The organism is Phaeodactylibacter luteus (assembly GCF_007993045.1).
Taxonomy (GTDB): domain Bacteria; phylum Bacteroidota; class Bacteroidia; order Chitinophagales; family Saprospiraceae; genus Phaeodactylibacter; species Phaeodactylibacter luteus.
This window is the reverse complement of the sequence record NZ_VOOR01000277.1, coordinates 1-243: the sequence shown is the minus strand read 5'-3', so window position 1 is coordinate 243 and position 243 is coordinate 1. Positions and strand designations below refer to the sequence as shown.

Sequence of the window (243 nt, the reverse complement as noted above, 5' to 3'; positions counted from 1 at the left end):
TCTCTCAAACGGACTCTTAAGTTATGAAGCCCAACAGCAACTTGCAAAGTTTGATCTGCTCGAAAAGTTAAGAACTTCCTGACTCTTTCAAATGCCGATCGCAATCGTTTTACGCCTCCAATAGCATCTTCGACTACTACTCGTATTGAACTAACCCAACGGTTAAAGTCTTTTTGAAACTCAGTAATTGGATTATTCCTGAACGATTTAAATGGTTCAATTATATTGATTCCACTAGGCAGG

Annotated in this window: 1 protein-coding gene; it reads right to left on the bottom strand. The window is 38.7% G+C overall.

From position 1 onward, the window contains the following. A partial coding sequence (locus FRY97_RS22205) for a transposase family protein (RefSeq protein ID WP_246141910.1) occupies positions 1-243 on the bottom strand: 243 nt, incomplete at both ends.